Origin of the sequence: Pseudomonas sp. R76 (assembly GCF_009834565.1) — a bacterium.
Taxonomy (GTDB): domain Bacteria; phylum Pseudomonadota; class Gammaproteobacteria; order Pseudomonadales; family Pseudomonadaceae; genus Aquipseudomonas.
This window is the reverse complement of sequence record NZ_CP019428.1, coordinates 1,890,219-1,907,580: the sequence shown is the minus strand read 5'-3', so window position 1 is coordinate 1,907,580 and position 17,362 is coordinate 1,890,219. Positions and strand designations below refer to the sequence as shown.

The 17,362-nt window shown below is 61.0% G+C and carries 17 protein-coding genes and 1 pseudogene; 11 read left to right on the top strand and 7 right to left on the bottom strand.

Going from position 1 to position 17,362, the window contains the following annotated elements:
- Window positions 1-14: 14 nt before the first annotated feature.
- Entirely contained in the window at window positions 15-596 is a 582-nt protein-coding gene (rpoE, locus tag PspR76_RS08665) for an RNA polymerase sigma factor RpoE (protein WP_003172477.1), read from the bottom strand.
- A gap of 463 nt (window positions 597-1,059) precedes the next feature.
- Here rpoE and nadB point away from each other — a divergent pair, with 463 nt between their 5' ends.
- The gene (gene nadB, locus PspR76_RS08660; RefSeq protein WP_159954823.1) at window positions 1,060-2,676 is read left to right on the top strand and encodes an L-aspartate oxidase; all 1,617 of its coding nucleotides are present in this window, start codon (window positions 1,060-1,062) and stop codon (window positions 2,674-2,676) included.
- Here nadB and PspR76_RS08655 read toward each other — a convergent pair.
- Both PspR76_RS08655 and PspR76_RS08650 read right to left on the bottom strand, forming a co-directional pair.
- Window positions 2,645-3,091, bottom strand: coding sequence for a protein YgfX (locus PspR76_RS08655; protein ID WP_159954822.1), 447 nt, complete (start codon window positions 3,089-3,091; stop codon window positions 2,645-2,647). The genes nadB and PspR76_RS08655 overlap by 32 nt on opposite strands.
- Window positions 3,075-3,329 (bottom strand): FAD assembly factor SdhE, encoded by a 255-nt coding sequence (locus tag PspR76_RS08650; RefSeq protein ID WP_159954821.1) that lies wholly within the window; start codon window positions 3,327-3,329, stop codon window positions 3,075-3,077. The genes PspR76_RS08655 and PspR76_RS08650 overlap by 17 nt, the downstream gene beginning before the upstream one ends.
- Window positions 3,330-3,469: 140 nt before the next feature.
- Between PspR76_RS08650 and ygfZ the strand changes: the two genes are divergently transcribed.
- Window positions 3,470-4,411, top strand: a complete 942-nt coding sequence (gene ygfZ, locus PspR76_RS08645) for a CAF17-like 4Fe-4S cluster assembly/insertion protein YgfZ (protein ID WP_159954820.1) — start codon at window positions 3,470-3,472, stop codon at window positions 4,409-4,411.
- 36 nt (window positions 4,412-4,447) lie between these two features.
- Window positions 4,448-5,269, top strand: a complete 822-nt coding sequence (locus PspR76_RS08640) for an HDOD domain-containing protein (RefSeq protein WP_159954819.1) — start codon at window positions 4,448-4,450, stop codon at window positions 5,267-5,269.
- Here the strand turns inward: PspR76_RS08640 and PspR76_RS08635 are convergent, their stop codons facing one another.
- Together PspR76_RS08635 and PspR76_RS08630 are read right to left on the bottom strand one after the other, a co-directional pair.
- A complete protein-coding gene (locus PspR76_RS08635; protein ID WP_159954818.1) occupies window positions 5,270-6,655 on the bottom strand; it encodes a sensor histidine kinase in 1,386 nt (461 codons plus the stop codon).
- Window positions 6,648-7,319, bottom strand: a complete 672-nt coding sequence (locus tag PspR76_RS08630; RefSeq protein WP_083359659.1) for a response regulator — start codon at window positions 7,317-7,319, stop codon at window positions 6,648-6,650. Before PspR76_RS08630 ends, PspR76_RS08635 begins: the two co-directional genes overlap by 8 nt.
- A gap of 235 nt (window positions 7,320-7,554) precedes the next feature.
- Between PspR76_RS08630 and PspR76_RS08625 the strand changes: the two genes are divergently transcribed.
- The 5 genes from PspR76_RS08625 to PspR76_RS08605 are packed head-to-tail and all read left to right on the top strand — an operon-like array spanning window position 7,555 to window position 12,943.
- On the top strand, window positions 7,555-8,847 hold the full coding sequence (locus tag PspR76_RS08625) for an OprD family porin (protein ID WP_159954817.1): 1,293 nt from the start codon (window positions 7,555-7,557) through the stop codon (window positions 8,845-8,847).
- 47 nt (window positions 8,848-8,894) lie between these two features.
- Window positions 8,895-9,878 (top strand): Bug family tripartite tricarboxylate transporter substrate binding protein, encoded by a 984-nt coding sequence (locus tag PspR76_RS08620; RefSeq protein ID WP_159954816.1) that lies wholly within the window; start codon window positions 8,895-8,897, stop codon window positions 9,876-9,878.
- 60 nt (window positions 9,879-9,938) lie between these two features.
- Window positions 9,939-10,397, top strand: coding sequence for a tripartite tricarboxylate transporter TctB family protein (locus PspR76_RS08615; RefSeq protein WP_159954815.1), 459 nt, complete (start codon window positions 9,939-9,941; stop codon window positions 10,395-10,397).
- 1 nt (window position 10,398) lies between these two features.
- Complete coding sequence (locus PspR76_RS08610; RefSeq protein WP_159954814.1) at window positions 10,399-11,913, top strand: tripartite tricarboxylate transporter permease; 1,515 nt, start codon at window positions 10,399-10,401, stop codon at window positions 11,911-11,913.
- Window positions 11,906-12,943, top strand: coding sequence for an AbrB family transcriptional regulator (locus tag PspR76_RS08605; protein WP_159954813.1), 1,038 nt, complete (start codon window positions 11,906-11,908; stop codon window positions 12,941-12,943). Before PspR76_RS08610 ends, PspR76_RS08605 begins: the two co-directional genes overlap by 8 nt.
- A 126-nt stretch (window positions 12,944-13,069) precedes the next feature.
- On the opposite strand, the gene ung is transcribed toward PspR76_RS08605, so the two are convergent.
- Entirely contained in the window at window positions 13,070-13,762 is a 693-nt protein-coding gene (gene ung, locus PspR76_RS08600; protein WP_159954812.1) for a uracil-DNA glycosylase, read from the bottom strand.
- A gap of 136 nt (window positions 13,763-13,898) precedes the next feature.
- Here ung and PspR76_RS08595 point away from each other — a divergent pair, with 136 nt between their 5' ends.
- On the top strand, window positions 13,899-15,011 hold the full coding sequence (locus PspR76_RS08595) for an enoyl-CoA hydratase/isomerase family protein (RefSeq protein ID WP_159954811.1): 1,113 nt from the start codon (window positions 13,899-13,901) through the stop codon (window positions 15,009-15,011).
- On the opposite strand, the gene PspR76_RS08590 is transcribed toward PspR76_RS08595, so the two are convergent.
- Window positions 15,008-15,361 (bottom strand): hypothetical protein, encoded by a 354-nt coding sequence (locus PspR76_RS08590; protein ID WP_159954810.1) that lies wholly within the window; start codon window positions 15,359-15,361, stop codon window positions 15,008-15,010. The genes PspR76_RS08595 and PspR76_RS08590 overlap by 4 nt on opposite strands.
- A gap of 316 nt (window positions 15,362-15,677) precedes the next feature.
- Here PspR76_RS08590 and PspR76_RS31615 point away from each other — a divergent pair.
- A pseudogene (locus PspR76_RS31615) lies at window positions 15,678-16,442 on the top strand (MCP four helix bundle domain-containing protein); the annotation flags it as partial.
- Entirely contained in the window at window positions 16,422-17,300 is an 879-nt protein-coding gene (locus tag PspR76_RS31610; protein ID WP_442966822.1) for a methyl-accepting chemotaxis protein, read from the top strand. The pseudogene PspR76_RS31615 and the gene PspR76_RS31610, both read left to right, overlap by 21 nt.
- Window positions 17,301-17,362 lie beyond the last annotated feature (62 nt).

Here is a 17,362-nt window from a genome sequence, read left to right as displayed (position 1 = left end):
TGTCGCCGCTGTCTTTAGTTTTCCTGCAACAACGGTTGCAAGGCTTTATCGATGGCTTCCCGGGCCCGGAAAATCCGTGACCTTACAGTCCCCACCGGACACTGCATGACGCTCGCAATGTCTTCGTAACTCAGACCATCGAATTCACGTAAAGTTAACGCCGTACGCAAATCTTCTGGCAGTTGCTGAATTGTGCGATGAACGGTTCCTTCGATCTCGTCGCGCAGCAATGCACGCTCCGGCGACTCGAGATCTTTGAGGCCGTGATCACCATCGTAAAATTCCGCATCTTCTGAACTTACATCGCTATCCGGTGGGCGGCGCCCGCGAGACACCAGATAGTTCTTCGCCGTGTTGATGGCGATGCGGTACAGCCACGTGTAAAACGCACTGTCACCGCGAAAATTGCCAAGTGCACGGTACGCCTTGATAAAGGCTTCTTGTGCAACGTCCTGCGCTTCATGGGTGTCGTGCACAAAACGCACGATCAACCCGAGAATTTTGTGCTGGTATTTCAGCACTAGCAGATCAAATGCTCGCTTATCGCCGCGTTGAACGCGCTCGACCAGCTGCTGATCCTCTTCCTGGGTTAGCATGAACACTCCTCGTTGTACTTGAAGGAGGCTTGCATAACTAAACGATCAGGCTTGCAAACATAGACTAGGACTTTTCGCAAAAGTTCTCCCCCTCCAAGCAAGTTTCCGGCGCGCACTGATTTGGCACACACGAAAAACGCAGCACGGGCAATGCCGGCTGCGCGAATAATCTTGTCGCCGGTTTTCTGACGCGTCCAATGCACCCGACGGGCCAATAAACTCAACGTTTTCCCAGCTTTCGGGCAACCTGCTATTGAGTCAGGGCTTATGCAAAAAGTTCCCATCCCAATAACCAGCCGATTTTACCCAAGCCGTGCACCGTAATCTCACATTGCCACGAATGCCCGGCTATTGTGCCGCTCCCCCCCTCTATATACTAGTGGCCCGTGTGACCCTTTGATTCGCCGATCCAGGCGTCCTGTTTGCGCCAATCCTTCGGATCGCTTTTTGCGGAATCCTTCAAATGAGCCAACAGTTTCAACACGATGTCCTGGTGATCGGTAGTGGCGCAGCCGGCCTGAGCCTGGCACTGACCCTTCCCAGCTACTTGCGCATTGCCGTCCTGAGCAAAGGCGACCTGGCGAACGGCTCGACGTTCTGGGCCCAAGGTGGCGTCGCTGCGGTACTGGACGACACCGACACGGTGCAGTCCCACGTCGAAGATACACTCAACGCCGGCGGTGGCCTGTGCAACGAAGACGCCGTGCGCTTCACCGTCGAGCATAGCCGCGAAGCCATCCAATGGCTGATCGACCAGGGTGTGCCGTTCACCCGCGACGAACATGCCGGCAGCGACGACGGCGGATTCGAGTTCCACCTGACGCGCGAAGGCGGCCACAGCCATCGCCGCATCATCCACGCGGCCGATGCCACCGGCGCCGCCATCTTCAGAACCCTGCTCGAGCAGGCCCGCCAACGCCCCAACATCGAATTGCTGGAACAACGGGTAGCCGTCGACCTGATCACCGAAAAACGTCTGGGCCTGGACGGCGAGCGCTGCCTCGGCGCCTACGTGCTGAACCGCGCCAGCGGCGAAGTCGACACCTACGGCGCACGCTTCACCATTCTCGCCTCAGGCGGCGCAGCCAAAGTCTACCTCTACACCAGCAACCCTGACGGCGCCTGCGGCGACGGCATTGCCATGGCTTGGCGCTCGGGTTGCCGGGTAGCCAACCTGGAATTCAACCAGTTCCACCCCACCTGCCTGTATCACCCGCAGGCCAAGAGTTTTCTGATCACCGAAGCCCTGCGCGGTGAAGGCGCCCACCTCAAACTGCCAAATGGCGAGCGCTTCATGCAACGCTTCGACCCACGTGCCGAACTGGCCCCACGGGATATCGTCGCCCGCGCCATCGACCACGAAATGAAGCGCCTGGGCATCGATTGCGTCTACCTGGACATCAGCCACAAGCCCGAAGCCTTCATCAAGACGCACTTCCCCACCGTCTACGAGCGCTGCCTGACGTTCAACATCGATATCACCAAAGGCCCGATCCCGGTGGTGCCGGCCGCGCATTACACCTGCGGCGGCGTGATGGTCGACCAACACGGCCGCACCGACGTGCCCGGCCTGTATGCGATCGGCGAAACCAGCTTCACCGGCCTGCATGGCGCCAACCGCATGGCCAGCAACTCGCTGCTCGAATGTTTCGTCTACGCCCGTTCGGCGGCCGCCGACATCTTAGAGCAACTGCCACGCATCCCCGTGCCGGCCGCCCTGCCGCGCTGGGACGCCAGCCAAGTGACCGATTCGGACGAAGACGTGATCATCGCCCACAACTGGGACGAGCTGCGTCGCTTCATGTGGGACTACGTGGGGATTGTGCGCACCAACAAGCGCCTGCAACGCGCTCAACACCGCGTGCGCTTGCTGCTGGACGAGATCGACGAGTTCTACAGCAACTATAAAGTCAGTCGCGACCTCATCGAGTTGCGCAACCTGGCCCAAGTCGCAGAACTGATGATCCGCTCAGCCATGGAACGCAAGGAAAGCCGTGGCCTGCATTACACCCTCGACTACCCGCAGATGCTGCCCGAGGCCCGCGACACTATTCTGGTGCCAACCACCTACGGCGGCTGAACTTCAAGCGCACCCGCAGGCGCCGATGCACATCGGCGGCCTGCGAATCACTTGGCACGCAAATCGAACGCGTCCACCACTCTGCGGGCACCCGATAGCGCAGCACCACGACCAACGGTAATGCCAGGCTGTCGGGGCGCAGTTGCACGCTGTGCCAACCACGCTCTTTGCTCAAGAGCTGCCAGCCGTCTTCGTCGCGGCGCAGGCCACAAATCGACGAACGGTGAGTCAAGAGAATATGCCGGGGTAATACCCAGGCGGCATGCGCCAGGCACAACAGAATGCCAAGGCGTGCGAACGGCAAATCGATCACTAGCAAGGCACCCAGCGCGAACAGCTGGGCAAGCAGATACGCCGCCAGCAACAGCCGTGAGGCCTGCCAGCGGCATTCGAAGCGATTACTTGGGCTGGACACGGTCCAGAATCATCCGAACCATGCGCTGCAGCTCCGGATCCTCAGATTCGGCGCGCTCCATGAACCAGCCGAACATGTCCTGATCTTCGCACGTCAGCAGCCTGACGTAGAGGTCGCGATCCTCCTTGTTGAGCGTCGCGTACACTTCTTTGGTGAAAGGCACCAACAACACATCCAACTCCAGCATGCCACGACGGCTGTGCCAGTAGAGGCGATTGATTTCTACTTCTTCGACCATGGAGCGCTCCTCAAATAGTGCGCAAGTATACAGGCCCGATGGCACCGGACCAGTCGGCTTTGGTCGCCCCATACGGAAACTATCCATTTGCCGGGCGCCCCTCTATGATGCACTCATGACTTTTTGACCTGCGATGACCCATGGCCGACTCTGCTTTTTTCTGCCCCTTGACCCACGAAGGCGTTCTCGCCGTCCGCGGCTCCGACGCTGCCAAATTCCTGCAAGGGCAACTGACCTGCAACCTCAATTACCTGAGCGACACCCAGGCAAGCCTCGGCGCGCGTTGCACGCAAAAAGGCCGTATGCAGTCAAGTTTTCGCATCCTGCTGCAAGGTGATGGCGTGCTCCTGGCCATGGCCACAGAGCTGCTCGAACCACAACTTGCCGACCTGAAAAAATACGCAGTGTTCTCCAAGTCCAAGCTCACCGACGAAAGCGCCGCCTGGGCGCGTTTCGGCCTGGCCAATGCCGATCAGGCGCTGTCGGCGCTGGGCCTTGAGCTCCCCGCCGAGACCGACAGCGTAGCGCGCACCGAAGCATTGATCGCCATTCGCGTTTCCCCCGGCCGCGCCGAACTCTGGGTGCCTGCCGAGCAAGCCGATGCTGTGCGCACTCAATTGGCCGCACAGCTGCAACAAGCTGACTTAAATGACTGGCTATTGGGCCAGATTCGCGCCGGCATCGGCCAGGTCATGCCGCAAACCCGCGAGCTGTTCATCCCGCAGATGCTCAACCTGCAAGCCGTCGGCGGTGTCAGCTTCAAGAAAGGCTGCTACACCGGCCAGGAAATCGTCGCGCGCATGCAATACCTCGGCAAGCTCAAGCGTCGCCTGTATCGCCTCAGCCTTGATGCAGCCGAATTGCCCGAGCCAGGCACGCCGCTGTTTTCCCCCAGCCATAACAGCGCGATCGGCGAAGTCGTTATCGCAGCAAAAACTGACCAAACCGTTGAACTTCTCGCCGTGCTGCAAGCCGAAGCTGCCGACAGTGGCGATGTGCACTTGGGCACCCTGGAAGGTCCCGGCTTGCACCTGCTCGATCTGCCTTACCAGCTGGATCGCGATAAAGAGATCCAGCGTTAATTGCCGTACCTTTTTGCAACACCCTAGAGAGCATGAATGAACAAGCTGGCGGAAAAAGTCCAACAGGCTTTAGTGACGGCCATCGACAACGATGACCTGGTTCTGCCGACATTACCGGAAGTGGCCCTGAACATTCGTCAGGCCGCTGAAGACCCGGATATCAGCATCAGCCACTTGAGCAAAATGATCGGTCGCGATACCGCCCTGTCGGCGCGCCTGATCAAAGTGGTCAACAGCCCACTGCTGCGCGCGACCCAGGAAGTCACCGACCTGCACACCGCCATCACTCGGCTGGGCACCAACTACAGCAGCAACCTGGCGATCGGGCTGGTGATGGAACAAATCTTCCACGCCCGCTCCGAAGTCGTCGAACTGAAAATGCGCGAAGTGTGGCGCCGCAGCCTGGAAGTGGCGGGCGTGAGTTATGCCTTGTGCCGCAGCCACAGCCAGCTCAAGCCGGACCAGGCGGCCCTCGGCGGTCTGGTGCATCAGATTGGCGTGCTGCCGATTCTCACTTACGCCGAAGACCACTACGAGCTGCTCTCCGACCCGGTCAGCCTCAACCATGTAATCGACAGCATCCACCCGTTGCTGGGAGACAAACTGCTGGGTGGCTGGGACTTCCCGGAAATGCTGGCGAAACTGCCAGGGCAATACCTGGACCTGCAGCGCGACTCTCCGAGCCTGGACTACATCGACCTGGTGCAGGTTGCCGTACTGTATTGCCATCGTGGTACTGACCACCCGCTGGCGAATGTGCCGGTTTCCAGCCTGCCGGCGATCAAGAAATTACGGGTCGACCCTTACAGCGATGCCCTGCGTGCCGAACTGGATGAAGCGCGCTCGATGTTTTACTGATCACCCAGCGATAAAACTCACCCGCACCTTCAACCCCGCCAAATCACCATCATGCAGGCTGATCTGCGCCAGATGCGCGCGGCAGATCTCACCGACAATCGCCAGCCCCAGGCCTGAGCCCATGCCCTGCTGGCTACGGCGGTAAAAACGCTCAAACACTCGGTCCCGCTCATCCAGCGGGATGCCCGGGCCATCGTCTTCCACTTCCAGGATGGCTGGCGCCATAACCCGTAAAATCACATTGCCACCCGGTGGTGTGTGGGCCAGTGCGTTATCCACCAAGTTACTCAGCAACTCGTTCAACAACGTCGGCTCGCCGCGCAACCACACCGGCTCATCCGCCTCCAACGCCAGCGCCACACCACGCGCATGGGCCAGCGGCGCCATGGCCATGCCCAACTCGCGGGCCAACTGGCTGAGGTCAAGCAATTGCGCGCCGCCTTCGGCAATCGCCCGCGCGCCGTTTTCGATGCGTGCCAGCGAGAGCAATTGATTGGCCAGGTGAGTCAGGCGATCGGTGCCCTGCGCGGCGGTTTCCAGCGTGCTGCGCCATGTTGCCGGGTCTTCACTGCGCAAGCCCAACGCCAAGCGCGCCTTGAGCGCCGCCAGCGGGGTGCGCAGTTCGTGGGCGGCGTCGGCGATAAACTGCGCCTGGCGCTCGAATTGGCCACGCAGGCGCTCGGTAAAGTGATTGAGGGAACGCACCAGCGGGCCGAACTCATGCTGCACCTCCACCAGCGGCAATGGCCGCAAGTCGTCGGGCTGGCGCTCTTCCACCGCCGTGCGCAGGCGCTCCAATGGGCGCAGCGCGGCGCTCACGGCAAACCACACCAGCAACAATGCACCGACCGCCAACATCCCAAGGCGCAACAACGTGTCGGCCAGCAGGCTACGGGCCATGCTTTCGCGGGCTTCATCGGTTTCGGCAACGCGAATTTCCGCCATGCCATTCATGTTCGGTTCGGAGACCGCCTTGAGCAGGCTGACCACGCGCACATGCTGGCCCTGGTAAGTCGCGTTGTAGAACCTTGCCAACGCCGGGTAATCATCGGTGCGGGGCGTGCCGGGCGGCGGGCCAGGAAGGTTTTCGTAGCCGGATATCAGCTTTTGATCGATGTCATTGACCTGATAATAAATACGCCCGGCGCTGTCGTAGGCAAAGGTGTCCAACGCCACATAAGGCACATTGGCACTCAAGGTGCCATCTACCTGGGTCAAGCCGGCCGCGATGGTGCGCGCCGACGCCAACAACGTGCGGTCATAGGCAGTGTCGGCGGCTTCGCGGCCATTCCAGTAGGCGCTCATGCCACTGGCGAGCATCAACACCACCAGCAACAGCGCCAGGTTCCACAGCAGGCGCCAGCGCAGGCTGCTGGGCTTATGCATCGCGGGCTTCCAGTAAATAGCCGAGGCCGCGGAAGGTCACAATGGCGATGGGCTGGCCGTCGAGTTTCTTACGCAGGCGGTGCACGTAGATTTCAATCGCATCGGGGCTGGCCTCTTCATCCAGGCCAAATACTTGAGAGGCAAGCTGCTCTTTGCTCATTACCCGGCCAGGACGGGCGATCAGCGCTTCAAGCACCGCTTGCTCGCGAGAGGTCAGCGTCAGCAGTTCGCCGCCTACCGTGAACCGCCGAGTATCCAGGTCATAGACCAGCACACCGCACGCCTGCTGGCGCTCGCCGCCCAACACACTGCGGCGCAGCAACGCCTTGACCCGCGCTTCCAACTCGGTCAACTCGAACGGCTTGGCCAGGTAGTCGTCGGCACCAAGGTTCAAGCCATGCACGCGGTCCTTCACATCACTGCGCGCGGTGAGCATCAACACAGGCAGATTTTTCCCACGCGCCCGCAGACGCGCCAATACCTCGAAACCATCCATGCGTGGCAGCCCGACATCGAGGATCACCACCGCATATTCCTCGCTGTTCAAGGCCAGGTCCGCGGCCACGCCATCGTGCAGCACGTCGACGGTCAAACCCGTGCTCTTGAGCGCCTGGGCGACACTTTCGGCGAGTTGCAAATGGTCTTCAACCAGAAGGACACGCATGGATTTTCACCTCATTCGGGCATGGTCGACGCCACGCTTTGGCGGGCAGTTTACAGGCGCCCACTGCCCTGTGAAGCCCGAAAACATTGAAAGACAACTGAAAGGTTAGTGAAAGCTTCGCCCTTTAGCATCCAGCGACGGTGGGTAATGCCCGCCGAGCTACCTGATCCGTAGCGCCAGAAAAACGCCTCGAAGCGTTTTCGCCAAAATAAGAACAATAACGGAGTACACAACGATGCTGTCGACACAGCCCCAGGCTTGCCCGCCTGTTCGTTTTTCTCGCCTTGCCCAGACCGGCTTTGCCAGTGCCACTGCCGTTGCCGGCTTTTCGCCGCTTAGCCAGGCTGCCTTCTTCGAAGACAGCAGTGCCACCCTTGAAACCCGCAACATGTACTTCAACCGCGACTTTCGCGACGGCACCAGTGCGCAGCAATCCAAGCGTGACGAATGGGCCCAGGGGTTCATGCTCAACCTGCAATCGGGCTACACCGACGGTACCGTCGGCTTTGGCGTGGATGCGCTGGGCATGCTCGGGGTCAAGCTCGACTCCAGCCCCGACCGCACCGGCACCGGCCTGTTGCCGACCCACGACGACGGCCGCGCTGCCAATGAGTACTCCAAGCTGGGCCTGACCGGCAAAGTGAAGATCTCCGCCACTGAGCTGAAAGTCGGCTCACTGATCCCCGAGCTGCCGATTCTCAAGCCCAACGACGGGCGCATCCTGCCGCAGACCTTCAACGGCGGCCTGCTGACTTCCAAAGAATTCAAGAATCTGGTGTTCACCGGAGGCCGCCTGGATAAAGCCAAAGACCGCGACGACACCAACTACGAAGACATTACCCTTAACAACCGCAACAGCCGCTTCGTCAGCGGCGCCACCGGCAAGCACTTCAATTTCGGCGGCGTGGACTACAAGTTCGCCGACAAGGTCACCGGCAGCTACCACTTCGCCCAGCTCGACGACGTCTACCGCCAGCACTTCCTCGGCCTTGTGGCCTCGCGCCCAATGGGCCCCGGCACCTTCGGCACCGACCTGCGCCTGGCTATCAGTGATGACGCAGGCGCAGCCCATGGCGGCAAGATCGACAACAAATCCCTCAACGGCCTCTTCAGCTATGCCCTCAACGGCCATAAGCTCAGCGCCGGTTACCAGCACATGTCCGGTGACAGCGCCTTTCCCTATGTGGATGGCAGCGATCCGTACCTGGTCAACTTCGTGCAGATCAACGACTTTGCCGGCGCGCAAGAGCGCTCATGGCAGGCGCGCTACGACTACGACTTCGCCAAGCTGGGGATTCCCGGCCTGAGCTTCATGAGCCGTTACCTGTCGGGTGACAACATCAAGCTCAGGAACGGCGAGACCGGCAAGGAGTGGGAACGCAACAGCGAGATCCGCTACATCGTGCAAAGCGGCACGTTCAAGGACGTTGCCCTGCGCCTGCGTAATGCCACGTACCGGTCCAACTATTCGGCGCGTGATGCGGATGAAGTGCGCGTGCTGGTCAGTTACAGCATCGCACTTTGGTAACACGTGCCGGGTAGCCACAACTCATAACAACAAAGACGGAGTTAAAGATGACCTATTCACTGCGTAAATTGGCCCTCGCGGCCGGCTGCATGCTGTTCGCCGGCCAACTGCTGGCCGCCGACGAACCCAAGCGCCCGGAATGCATCGCCCCGGCCTCGCCTGGCGGTGGTTTCGACCTGACCTGCAAACTGGCGCAAAGCGCGCTGGTCAACGAGAAGCTGCTGAGCAAGCCGATGCGCGTAACCTACATGCCCGGTGGCGTGGGCGCGGTGGCGTACAACGCAGTGGTGGCTCAACGCCCGGCAGACGCTGGCACGCTGGTGGCGTGGTCCAGTGGTTCGCTGTTGAACCTGGCCCAAGGCAAGTTTGGCCGCTTCGATGAAAACGCCGTGCGCTGGCTCGCCGCCGTCGGCACCAGCTACGGCGCTATCGCGGTGAAAAGCGATTCGCCCTACAAAAACCTCGACGATCTGGTTAAGGCCCTGAAGAAAGATCCGGGCAGCGTCGTGATCGGTTCCGGCGGCACCGTCGGCAGCCAGGACTGGATGCAAACCGCGCTGATCGCCAAGGCCGCCGGCATCAACCCGCGCGAGCTGCGTTATGTCGCCCTCGAAGGCGGCGGTGAAATCGCCACGGCTCTGCTCGGCGGCCACATCCAGGTCGGCAGTACCGACATCTCCGACTCCATGCCGCATATCCTCAGCGGTGACATGCGCCTGCTCGCCGTCTTCGCTGAAGAGCGCCTGGACGAGCCGGAAATGAAGAACATTCCGACCGCCAAAGAGCAAGGCTACGACATTGTCTGGCCGGTGGTTCGTGGCTTCTACCTCGGGCCAAAAGTCAGCGATGCCGACTACGCGTGGTGGAAAGACGCGTTCGACAAACTGCTGGCCTCCGAAGACTTCGCCAAGCTGCGTGACCAGCGCGAGCTGTTCCCGTTCGCCCTGACCGGCCCGGAGCTGGACACCTACGTGAAGAAACAGGTGGCTGACTACAAAGTACTGGCCAAAGAGTTCGGCCTGATCCAGTAATCGCCCCTCTTTTGCGCGGCCGCGCCCTTCTCAACGGGCGGCGCGGCCCAGGAGTTTCACATGCTCTTACAACGCATTTTCGCCGCCGTATTGCTGCTGGCCTGCGCCGGCCTGGCACTGATGGCCTGGCCATATCAGGCGTCGTTTTCCTACGAGCCGGTAGGCCCACGGGCCTACCCGCTGCTGATGCTCGGGCTGATGAGCCTGGCACTGATCTACATGCTGTTTCGTCCACAAGCCACCAAACATACTGAAGAAGAGCCACCACTGGACCGCGATACGCTGGTCAAGATTGGCGTCTGCGTCGTCCTGCTGCTGGTGTTCGCCGGCACGTTCGAATCCCTGGGTTTCATTCTTAGCAGCATGTTGATCGGTATTCCGATGGCGCGGCTGTACGGCGGCCGCTGGTTGCCGGGTGCGGTGATTATCACCTTGATGAGCGTCGGGCTTTATCTGCTGTTTGATAAAGCCATGGACGTACCGTTGCCCCTCGGACTGCTCGACGTTCTGGAGAACTGATATGGATACTTTCAGCTACTTGGGCCAGGGCTTCGGCGTTGCACTGACCCCTTACAACCTGGTGACCGCACTGTGCGGCACCCTGATCGGTACCGTGGTCGGCCTGTTGCCGGGCCTGGGCCCGATCAACGGCGTGGCGCTGTTGATCCCTATCGCGTTCGCCCTGGGCCTGCCGCCCGAGTCGGCCTTGATCCTGCTCGCCGCCGTGTACCTGGGCTGCGAATACGGCGGGCGTATCAGCTCGATCCTGTTGAACATCCCCGGTGAAGCCTCCACCGTAATGACCACCCTCGACGGCTACCCGATGGCCCGCAAAGGCTTGGCCGGTGTGGCGCTGTCGTTGTCGGCGTGGAGCTCATTCATCGGTGCGTTTATCGCCACCTGCGGCATGGTGCTGTTTGCCCCACTGCTGGCCAAGTGGGCGATTGCCTTCGGCCCGGCGGAATATTTCGTCCTGATGGTGTTCGCGATTGTCTGCCTCGGCGGTATGGCCGGTGACAAACCGCTGAAGACCTTTGTCGCAGCGCTGATCGGTCTGTTCCTGTCAGCGGTCGGCATCGATGCCAACAGCGGCGTGTACCGCTTTACCGGCGACAACATCCACCTCACCGACGGCATTCAGTTTGTCGTCTTGGTGCTGGGCCTGTTCTCCATCAGCGAAATCCTGCTGCTGCTGGAAAAAACCCACCGTGGCCAGGAAGCGGTAAAAGCTACCGGACGCATGATGTTCAACCTGAAGGAAGCGTCCGCGGTTTTCGTGGTCAACATCCGCTGCGGCCTGTTGGGTTTCATCATGGGCGTGTTGCCGGGTGCCGGCGCCACACTCGCTTCGGCGGTTGCCTACATGACCGAGAAACGCCTGGCCGGCGCCAGCGGTAAATTCGGCCAGGGCGACATGCGTGGCCTGGCCGCGCCGGAAACCGCCATCGGCGCTTCCGCCTGCGGCGCCCTGGTGCCGATGCTGACCCTCGGCGTACCCGGTTCGGGTACCACAGCGGTGATGATCGGCGCCCTGTCGCTGTACAACATCACGCCTGGCCCGCTGCTGTTCCAACAGCAACCGGACATCGTCTGGGGCCTGATCGCCTCGTTGTTTATCGCCAACATCATGCTGGTGATCCTCAACATTCCGATGATCCGTATCTTCACGCGCATCCTCGCCGTGCCGAACTGGGCGCTGGTGCCGGTGATCGCGATCATCACCGCGATTGGTGTGTACGCGGTTCACGCCACCACCTTCGACCTGTTCCTGATGGTCGGCATCGGCATCTTCGGTTACATCCTGCGCAAGTTGGACTTCCCGCTGTCGCCCGTGCTGCTGGGCTTTATCCTCGGTGGTCTGATGGAACAGAACCTGCGCCGCGCGCTGTCGATCTCCAACGGTGCGCTGGAGATCCTGTGGTCGAGCCCGATCACCTTTGGTGTCTGGGTACTGACCGCGATCATGCTATTTGTGCCGGTGCTGCGTATCTGGCGCAAACGCGCACAACAGCGTCGTGCCCTGGCCGATGTCTGAGGTCACCTTTAAACAATGGTGGGCAACACCGCTGGTCGGCCTGGCCGGCGGTTACCTGGCCAGCCTCGTCGGCTGGCCATTGCCGTACATGGTCGGCTCGTTGCTGGCGATCATTCTGGTGCGCTGCCTCACGCCGTGGCAGTTGGCCGAGATTCCCGGCGGGCGCAAATGCGGCCAATGGGTGGTGGGCATCGGCATCGGGTTGCACTTCACCCCGGTGGTGATCGAGCAGGTGATGAGCCACTTTGGCCTGATCTTTTTCGGCGCGCTGGTCACCAGCCTGTCGAGCATTGTCGGCGTGTGGTTGATGCGCCGCAGTGGGGAAGACCGCGCCACCGCATTCTTCTCGAGCATGCCGGGCGGTTCCGGTGAGATGGTCAACCTCGGCGCGCGCAATGGCGCGGTGCTCAGCCGTGTCGCGGCCGGGCAGAGTCTGCGTGTGCTGGTGGTGGTGTTGTGTGTGCCGGCGATCTTCAAGTACGTGCTGGAAGGCGGCGCGCCGCAGTTTCATCCGGCAACGGTGAGCTGGGCGTGGCTGGCGCTGCTGTTTCCGCTTGGGGCGCTGGTGGCCTGGGGCTGGCAGCGTTTGCGTCAGCCCAACCCGTGGCTGTTCGGCCCGCTGTTGGTCAGTGCGACCGCCAGTGTTGTGTGGGATTTGCACATCGGCCTGCCCGATGGCGGCAGCCAGATCGGCCAATGGCTGATCGGCAGCGGGTTGGGCTGCCACTTCAACCGTCAGTTCTTTCGCCGGGCACCGTCGTTCATGGCGCGTACGCTGCTAGGCACGGCGTTGACCATGGCGCTGGCGACGTTGGCGGCGGTGGGCTTGAGTGCATTGACACATCTGGACTTGCGCTCACTCACCCTGGGCATGATGCCGGGCGGTATTGCTGAAATGAGCCTGACGGCCGAAACCCTGCAACTGTCGGTGCCGTTGGTGACGGCGATGCAGGTGATGCGCTTGTTGTTTGTGCTGTTTCTGGCGGAGCCGTTGTTCCGGCACTGGAACCGTCAGCCGGAAAAAATCTAAGCCTTCACAAAACTCCAATGTGGGAGCTGGCTTGCCTGCGATAGCGGTGGTTCAGTCAATAAATATCTCGGCTGACAGATCGTCATCGCAGGCAAGCCCGCTCCCACATTGGGTTGCGATTAACCTTTAGAGTGGCGGCAACCGCCACTCAATCGGCGTCTCGCCATTCTGCTCAAGAAACTTGTTGGTGCGGCTGAAATGCCCGCAGCCCAGGAACCCGCGATACGCCGACAGTGGCGAGGGGTGCACCGACGTCAGCACCAGGTGCTTGGTCGCATCCACCAGCTTTTGCTTGCCTTGCGCATGGGCACCCCACAGCAAAAACACCAAGTGCGGTTGATGCTCGCTGACCACTTCGATGATCCGATCAGTAAAGAACTGCCAGCCCTTGCCCGCGTGCGCGTTGGCATTCGCGCGCTCCACAGTCATGGTGGTGTTGAGCATCAACACGCCCTGGTCGGCCCAGCTTTGCAGGCAACCGTGGTTGGGGATGTCGATGTTCAAGTCGCGCTTGAGCTCTTTGTAAATATTCACCAGGGAGGGCGGCGTCGGCACGCCCGGTTGCACCGAGAAGCACAAACCGTGGGCCTGGCCCGGGCCGTGGTACGGGTCCTGGCCAAGGATCACCACCTTGACCTTGTCCAACGGCGTTGAGTTGAGTGCATTGAAAATCAGCGGGCCAGGCGGGTAAATCTCTTTGCCGGCGGCGTGTTCCTGGCGCAGGAACTCGCGCAGCTCAGCCATGTAGGGCTTGTCGAACTCGTCCCGCAGGGCGTGTTTCCAGCTGGGTTCGAGTTTGATACGGTCGCCTTCGGTCATGGTGTGTTCGTCGCGTAAAAAAAGAATGGGCGAACCCTAGGAAAGCCGACCCCGCTTGTCAATTGATCTGACACACAACCGGCACTTTCCCACGGAGCGATCATACTGATCGTTCACTTTCTCGATTGAGGTCACGATGAACCTGCACTTCGAAGAGCTGACCGGCAGCGACGGTGCCCGCCTTGGCATCGCCAGCCTGGACGCTGAAAAGTCCCTCAACGCACTCTCCTTGCCGATGATCCTGGCCCTGAGCGAACGCCTGGATAGCTGGGCCAAAGATCCGAACATCGCCTGCGTGCTGCTGCGCGGCAACGGCGCAAAAGCCTTTTGCGCTGGCGGCGAAGTGCGCAGCCTGGCCCAGGCCTGCCGTGAACACCCCGGCGAGGTGCCCGCCCTGGCCGCACAGTTCTTTGCCGCTGAATACCGCCTCGACTATCGCCTGCACACCTATCCCAAACCACTGATCTGCTGGGGCCATGGCTACGTGCTGGGCGGTGGCATGGGCCTGCTGCAAAGCGCAGCGGTGCGCATCGTCACACCGAGCAGCCGCTTGGCGATGCCCGAGATCAGCATCGGCTTGTACCCGGATGTGGGCGCCAGTTGGTTCCTGTCGCGTCTGCCGGGCAAGCTGGGGGTGTTCCTGGGCCTCACCGGCGCGCATATCAACGGTCGCGATGCCCTGGACCTGGGTTTGGCCGACCGCTTCCTGCGCGATGACCAACAGGACGAACTGATTGAAGGCCTGCTGCAACTGAACTGGCAGGAACAAACCGCGATGCAGCTCAACAGCCTGCTCAAGGCGCTGGCCCAGGAAGCCGTCGGCCAGCAACCCGAGGCGCAATGGCTACCGCGCCGTGCGCAGATCGATGAATGGTTGGATGTGGGCGATGTGCGTTGCGCCTGGCGGGCCTTGAGCCCCTTGCGCGACCACGCCGACCCGCTGTTCAGTCGCGCCGGCAAAACCCTCAGCGAAGGTTGCCCGCTCACCGCGCACCTGGTGTGGGAGCAGATCCAGCGAGCGCGGCACCTGTCCTTGGCCCAGGTGTTCCAGATGGAATACACCTTGAGCCTGAACTGCTGCCGTCACCCGGAATTTGCCGAAGGCGTGCGCGCGCGGTTGATCGACAAGGACCAGACGCCGCATTGGCACTGGCCGGACATCAATGCGATCCCACAAGCCGTGATAGAAGCGCACTTCCACAAAGCCTGGGAAGGCCGCCATCCGCTGGCGGATTTGTCCGACGTCTAACGGTGCCCACCACCATGGCCACCGCCCCGGTTGCCGCCCTGGTTATGCCCACCGCCACCATTGCCCCAACGGTTACCGCCCCAGCCCTGGTTCGGGTACGGCCGGTATCCGGGCCTTGGGTAATAACCGGGCGCTGGCCGGTAATACCGAGGCGCCGGGTAGTAACGCGGTGGCGGCGCATAGTAGCTGCGCCCGTACTGATAATAAGCCGGGCCGCCGTAGTAATAGGCCGGCGCGGGAGCGGTGTAGACCTCGGAGCGATAGTAAGTGGCGCCCCCTCCGTCGTAGTAGGGCACACAGGCTGAGAGCGTCAGGCCGAGCAAAGCGCTAAGAAGCATTCGTCGATACATGGCGGCCTCCTGGACCGCTGGAGAGCACCTTCAGCGACGCTGAAGGGCGGCATTCGTCTTTCATTGAATGACGAAATATCTGACATCAAAAACCGAATCTGGTGCGTTTTCGTAACAGCTTGATACACCTGTACCGACGGCGGGTGTCCCCGTGTCAACCACGCAGGCATTGAACGCCGAAGAAACACTGGCTTAATCGATTAAGTAATTTCAGTTGCCCTGAAACTTCCGCAATTGCGATGATGTCATTGTGATTTCGATCGTGAGCAAGGAGGCTCTAGCGCGAGCCCCCACTTACTGTCGTCGGATCCAAGCCATGAAAATCTCAACCAAACTGCTGCTCTCGTTCGTTCTGTGTGCGTTTGTCACCCTCGGCGTTGGCTTATTGGGGATCAAAGGTGTCGTTAGACTGGCTAACGCCTTGGAGCTGACCTTCTCCAATAACTTGGTGTCCGTCAGCAACACCGCCGCCACGCTCAATGGCTTGGTCGCCCACAACCGTGGCCTATACCGACTCCTGGATGCCAGCAAGGGCGACGTTACCCAGCAAGACCGTGACCGTGTGCGTCAGGACATCAGCAACGAACTCAAGCGCAGCCAGGTGGCGTATGCCACCTACCGCGCCACGCCTCTGGAGGATGACGAACGAGTGGCGGGCGACAAGCTCGACCAGCTCTGGCCAAATTACGTCAGCAACTCCGAACGCATCATCGCGATGCTCGACAGCGGCCAGGCAGAACAGGCCCGCACGCAACTCAACACCAGCAACAATGAACTGTTCCGCCAGGCCCGCGAGCTGATCCGCGTGATGATCGACTCCAATAACCGCCAGATCAAAGAAGGCGCGATCGCCGCCGAAGACCTGCGCGACAGCGCATTGACCTGGATGATCTGCGGCATCGTCCTGGCCTTCATCATTGCGATTACCATCGGTCTGCTGATCACGCGCCTGATCACCCGCCCTATCGCACAAGCGGTTCAAAGCGCCCAACGCATCGCCAATGGTGATCTGACCCACGCCATCGTCACGGAACGCACCGACGAAGCCGGGCAACTGCTGATGGCGCTGTCCGAGATGCAGGGCGGCCTCAAAAGCACCCTGGTGGAGATCGCCAACGCTGCTGACCAGCTCGCGTCGGCCGCCGAAGAACTGAGTGCGGTGACCGATGAAAGCACCCGTGGCCTGACCCGCCAGAATGACGAAATCCAGCAAGCCGCCACCGCCGTAAACCAGATGACGACGGCAGTGGACGAAGTGGCGAGCAATGCAGTGTCGACATCGCAAGCGTCCCATCAGGCCACCACCGAAGCCGAGGAAGGCCGCCAGCAAGTGGAGCAGGCCGTGTCGGGCATGGAATCGATGGTGGTGGAGATCAACGATTCGACGCAATCGGTCGCGGACCTCGCCAACCAGGTGCGCGAAATCGGCAAGGTGATTGATGTCATCCGCAGTATCGCAGACCAGACCAACCTGTTAGCACTCAATGCGGCTATCGAAGCTGCCCGCGCGGGCGAGCAAGGTCGAGGTTTCGCTGTGGTCGCCGACGAGGTCCGGGCCTTGGCCCATCGCACCCAAACCTCCACGGTCGACATTGAAAAAATGATTGGTGATGTTCAAGTCGGCGCCGATGACGCCGTTGCCGCCATGAACAAAAGCTTGAGTTGGGCTAACGACACACAAGCCTTGGCGCAAAACGCCGGGCAAGCGTTGCAGCGCATCACCGCCAGCGTGACGAAGATCAACGAGCGCAACCTGGTGATCGCCTCCGCGTCCGAAGAACAAGCTCAGGTTGCCCGCGAAGTGGACAGAAACCTGCTCAACATCCAGGACCTGTCGACCCAGACCGCCGCCGGCGCGCACCAGACCAATGCCTCAAGCCAGGACCTGTCACGCCTGGCGACCTCGTTCAACGTGCTGGTCAGCAAGTTCAAGCTGTAACCGCCTCATCGCAGTGCGCCAGCGCACCCGCTTGGCGCACTCGTCCCTCGATATCCGCCCTC

Coding starts and splice junctions, on each gene's coding strand:
- PspR76_RS31610 (WP_442966822.1), top strand. CDS start 16,422: ATGGCGCTGTCCGAGATGCAGGGCGGCCTCAAAAGCACCCTGGTGGAG.
- PspR76_RS08610 (WP_159954814.1), top strand. CDS start 10,399: ATGGATACTTTCAGCTACTTGGGCCAGGGCTTCGGCGTTGCACTGACC.
- PspR76_RS08625 (WP_159954817.1), top strand. CDS start 7,555: ATGCTGTCGACACAGCCCCAGGCTTGCCCGCCTGTTCGTTTTTCTCGC.
- PspR76_RS08640 (WP_159954819.1), top strand. CDS start 4,448: ATGAACAAGCTGGCGGAAAAAGTCCAACAGGCTTTAGTGACGGCCATC.
- nadB (WP_159954823.1), top strand. CDS start 1,060: ATGAGCCAACAGTTTCAACACGATGTCCTGGTGATCGGTAGTGGCGCA.
- PspR76_RS08605 (WP_159954813.1), top strand. CDS start 11,906: ATGTCTGAGGTCACCTTTAAACAATGGTGGGCAACACCGCTGGTCGGC.
- PspR76_RS08630 (WP_083359659.1), bottom strand. CDS start 7,319: ATGCGTGTCCTTCTGGTTGAAGACCATTTGCAACTCGCCGAAAGTGTC.
- rpoE (WP_003172477.1), bottom strand. CDS start 596: ATGCTAACCCAGGAAGAGGATCAGCAGCTGGTCGAGCGCGTTCAACGC.
- PspR76_RS08635 (WP_159954818.1), bottom strand. CDS start 6,655: ATGCATAAGCCCAGCAGCCTGCGCTGGCGCCTGCTGTGGAACCTGGCG.
- PspR76_RS08650 (WP_159954821.1), bottom strand. CDS start 3,329: ATGGTCGAAGAAGTAGAAATCAATCGCCTCTACTGGCACAGCCGTCGT.
- ung (WP_159954812.1), bottom strand. CDS start 13,762: ATGACCGAAGGCGACCGTATCAAACTCGAACCCAGCTGGAAACACGCC.
- PspR76_RS08620 (WP_159954816.1), top strand. CDS start 8,895: ATGACCTATTCACTGCGTAAATTGGCCCTCGCGGCCGGCTGCATGCTG.
- PspR76_RS08595 (WP_159954811.1), top strand. CDS start 13,899: ATGAACCTGCACTTCGAAGAGCTGACCGGCAGCGACGGTGCCCGCCTT.
- PspR76_RS08615 (WP_159954815.1), top strand. CDS start 9,939: ATGCTCTTACAACGCATTTTCGCCGCCGTATTGCTGCTGGCCTGCGCC.
- ygfZ (WP_159954820.1), top strand. CDS start 3,470: ATGGCCGACTCTGCTTTTTTCTGCCCCTTGACCCACGAAGGCGTTCTC.
- PspR76_RS08590 (WP_159954810.1), bottom strand. CDS start 15,361: ATGTATCGACGAATGCTTCTTAGCGCTTTGCTCGGCCTGACGCTCTCA.